The 4150-nt window shown below is 60.1% G+C and carries 2 protein-coding genes; both read right to left on the bottom strand.

Annotation, left to right across the window (positions count from 1 at the left end; translation table 11 throughout):
* Positions 1 to 263 precede the first annotated feature (263 nt).
* Positions 264 to 2762, bottom strand: a complete 2499-nt coding sequence (locus ACFP3U_RS36665; RefSeq protein ID WP_380230108.1) for a tetratricopeptide repeat protein — start codon at positions 2760 to 2762, stop codon at positions 264 to 266.
* Positions 2763 to 3029: 267 nt separating this feature from the next.
* On the bottom strand, positions 3030 to 3467 hold the full coding sequence (locus ACFP3U_RS36660; protein ID WP_380230107.1) for a hypothetical protein: 438 nt from the start codon (positions 3465 to 3467) through the stop codon (positions 3030 to 3032).
* Positions 3468 to 4150: the final 683 nt, after the last annotated feature.

Raw genomic sequence — 4150 nt, 5'->3', positions numbered from 1 at the left:
TCTTCTGCCCCTCGCTCCACCGGTGGATGGGGAGGATCACCGTGCTCAGTCGCATGTCATCGACCTTACGGGACTGGTCGGAGACGATCCCATTGACAGCGAGCACTACAGCGTCAGGGGCGGGCTGCACCCCTTCATCGTGGCACGGGGGAAGCCGCCGAATACGTCTGAACGGCAACAACTGGGGCCACAGAGCCAGAGAGCTTACGTGGTGCGGGTCCTGCCATGTGCTCCCGTGCTCTGACCCTTGGAAAACGTGGCGCCTATCCGCTCGTCCTGCTTCGCGGAAACGAATGCCGTGCTTGCCCATCGAATCGCCAGATCGCCCTTGGCGAGCGGATCAGAGATTCCAGGGCCTGGCGGGCCTGCTGCGTTTCATAGTGCTTATCACCTAGGGTGCGACGCCGGGCCATCAAGACTTTACCCATTTCAACCCGAGCGATAGCCTGCCTGTCCAATGCGGCCCAACAGATTGCCCAGTTGAAGTGAGTCCGCAGTGTGGACGGATGTTCCATTCCAAGCTCCCTGCGCTCCTCTTCGAGGATTTCCCGCCACTCCTGCGATGCCTCGATATGATTACCGCGCTGTGCCTTGATGTGGACCAACTCGTGGCGAGTTGCCAGCACATCCATGTGGCGCGTTTCAAGTTTGCCGGAGCGGCGTTCGAGCTCGATCTCGTCCAGAATCATTTCGGCCGCCTCCAACTCTCCCAGCTGTACCATGACCTGGGCTACCTGATGCTTGGCCTGAAGAGTTGCATAGTGCCTTTCGCCAAGGAAATCCTTCTCGGTCAGGTAGATGGCCATAAAGTCCATCAGGGCTCTCATGAGATTCCCTTGAATGGCATTAATTGATGCAATGTCGTAGCGCGTGACCAGGATGGATGGATGCCAAGGCGCCAGGAATTCGCGCTGGCTTTGATGGACTTTCGCCAGCATTCCGAGTGCATCATCTAGACGCCCTCGGTGCCAGAGAATTACTCCAAGCTCATGGCGGATTACCGCTTTGGTGTACGATGGAAATCCGGGGATCGTCTCGCATAGGCGTACTGCAAGGCGAGAATTCTCCTCGGCTTCTTCCAGTTTCCCAGTTTCCCTGAGGATAGTAGCCAGATGATGATACGCCTGGGCGGAGAGCTGGTGAAGCTGTCCTCCTTCCAGTGCAAAGGCGAATCTCCGCGCCAACTTCTCGGCCTCTTTGAAGAAGCCTCGCTCCACCTGAATAGCGACGAGAAGCCCGTTGGCGACGAGCGCCTGGTAGCTCTCGGGGCCAGCAGTCTTCCCAGCTAAATGACAAGCCTCGTGGACCAGCTCGTCGGCCTCCTCCAGGCGGGACGTCTGCCACGACCAGTCTGCGCAGATATATCCGGATAGAAAGCGGAGTTCGTCGGGTAGTCGAAGCCCACTAATCCTCGAGTGTGAGACGCTGGCGAGCTTGTAGCCGATCTCATATTGGCCGGACACCCGCAGGTACTGGCCGAACCATTCCTGGACATCCACGATGACTTTAAATAGGTCAGCACACTCGTCGGGCAGGCGGTGGGTCACGGAGAGCAAGTGAGGGATGATCAGCTGCCAAAAGCCGAGCTGCCCTGGATCCTCCGTCCACATGCCCCGGACGATTCCCAGGCACCGAACAGCTGCAGCCCACACCTGACTGCTCTCTTCGGAGTGATCGAGCTGTGCCTCATTCACCTCGGCCACAAGCGGATGAACCACGATGCAGTGATGTCCAGCAGGCGGGCCGTCTTGCTGATAGAAGCCACCACCAGGGGACGTCGACCACTCTGGACCCTCGTATACCACATCGACTAGCCCAAGGGAATTGAGAGCATTGAGAGTTCTCTCGAGAACTAATTCGTCCCAGTATCCGAATCGCGGACCGCTCGTGCGAGCGAGGATCTTCGCGGAAAGCAGCTTGATGGGAAAAGGTTGACTCGCCCAACAGGAGAGCAGTCGCATGACGGTCCTGGCCTGAGGGATTCCCTGCTTCTCCAGTGTATCTAGCGAGATCTCCCAGGTCTGCATAATAAGGCTGCGCAGTTGACCTTCCGGCCACAGGTCCGGGGATGTAGAAGCTGCTCGGTCGATAACAGCTTTGAAGTCTCTATCCAAGGCTGCTCGGTAGTCTTCGAAGCTTCTGATGCCTGACGACGGAAGGGATAGATAGCAGCCAGCCAGACGCAAGGCAAGCGGAATTCCGCCCAAGCGAGCCGCCAGAAGCTCTGCTTGTTGGCACTGTTGGGCCACTGCCCCTCGTGCGCCGGCCAGATCAAGAAGCATATCCATTCCGGCGGTCGGGCTCAACGGATCCAGCTTCATCATATTGACACCACAGGGCCAGAAGCCGCGGCTTCCTTGGCGGGATGTAACGAGGACAGATCCAGAGGGCGATGAACTCAGCCAAGCTGGCCCCAGCTCGTTCTCAATTCCGCCCGGGTCGTCTGCGCTGTCGAATACCAAAAGCCATGGCACCTCGCTTCCTTCGAGTGCCTCCCACATCACATCGGCGACATTGACGTGTCCGAGGGCCGCTTCCCTGACTAGGGATTCTGCAGCACCGAGCCGGATCGTGATCTGCAGCATTGCCTCGCGTAGGCCAAATTGGCTCGCGGCTGAAATCCAAAAGACGCGTACACCTTTTCCCCGCAGTTTTCGCGCCAGGGACAGGGCTACCGCCGTCTTGCCGATTCCACCCATGCCGTGCAGCACGGTCAGACGGCCGAGAGCATCCTGAACGCATTCTCCTCCGAGCTTTTCCACAGCAGCCTCCCGTCCGTGAAGGCAGTGGGGGAGGAGCTTGAAAGGAGGCATAAGGGAAACGGGGGAACTCTCGGCAGGGCGATCAGTGTTTAGGTGGACATTCAGTCCTCCTTCAATAACCACTTGAGGACCTGCGGTCTGGTAAAGCTTAGATGCTCCAGATGCCGAGGCTTGTTGTCTGATGCGAAGGACATCACTGTCCCGGTGACGCAAAATTCTCTCCGCTTGATCGGTCATTGCCGGCCCCTGCTTGAGTGGTGCCGTATTTCAGTCCTTGTAGTTGTATTGGTTCCCTGCCACCTGATTGACTCGACTTGTTCCGAGTGCTACGACTTTCATCTCAACCTTGTTGGCGCAGTTATGTTCGCTCAGAGAAGCGGCAGACTTGAGTTCTTCCTCAACGAGGCGATGAAGCTCTGCGACCAACTCTTCGGCGAGCTTGTGATCCTCCAGATCAAGGAACTGTGCCAGACGCAGTTGCCAACCGGTGCGGAGGTCTTGAAGGGCTCGCTCATCATTGGATTGACGAGCGGCCAGTACCTGCCGACGCGTCTGCTCCAGCTCTGCGGCCACTGTCTCGGCCCGGTCTGGGTACGCGCGCCGCCACAGAGCTGTGACGCCGTCCACGGCCTTCCCCCACAGATCCGTGGCCATCGCCCCTACCAGTGCTGTTCCCGCAGCCTCCGTGACCGTTGCCACGTCCATCGGTCTGGTACCTCTCGCGTCCGAGCAGGCTGGAAGCGCCTCGCTGCATCTGCGAGTAGAACGCTTCAGTTACCCAATCGGTTACGTGCTGGGCTGGGCTTGCGGAAGGCCCGTCAGCTGCGCTCCACTCCACCAGTCGATCCCCGCCCGCCTGCTGCAAAGACGTCAAAACGGTACCTCGCCACCACTTGCGCGCCGCGTCGACAGTGCCCCAACTCCTTTGCCACAGCGACGGATGGTGGCAAGGTGCCGCCCTACACTGCCGTGCTGGCCAGCTGCCCAGCGCTCACCACGGTGAGCAGGGCAGCGCGGCCTCGGGCCGCACTGCCCAGTGCCGCGGCAGCGCCGCCGCCCACCGCGACCACCCGCGTCCCGAGGCCCGCATAGGCCCAGCAGATGCCCGGCCGTGGCAGCGGGTCGTGGCACTTGGAGTACTTGGCGTACGTGGGTCCGGCAGCGGGCTACGTGGGGGTCTGCACGGGCGGCATCTTGCGCCTCAGGCGATTGCACAGCACTCTGACCAGCGAGTGGACTGTCGTGGGCAGGCCCGGGAGCAGGGCTTGGGCAAGTTGGGCCGGGGTGCTGCCGCGTTCCAGCCACTGCTCCACCAAGGGCGTCAGTTCCATCGCCTCGCCGAACTTCCGGCACCCGGTGACGCTCGCCAAGGAGCTGATCACCGTCGA

It is taken from the genome of Kitasatospora misakiensis (genome assembly GCF_042656005.1).
GTDB classification, from domain to species: Bacteria; Actinomycetota; Actinomycetes; order Streptomycetales; family Streptomycetaceae; genus Kitasatospora; species Kitasatospora misakiensis.
This window is presented reverse-complemented; position numbering and strand designations above follow the sequence as displayed.

Bases quoted from the DNA above. Each gene is read 5' to 3' on its own strand.
- ACFP3U_RS36660 (WP_380230107.1), bottom strand. From the start codon at position 3,467: ATGGACGTGGCAACGGTCACGGAGGCTGCGGGAACAGCACTGGTAGGG.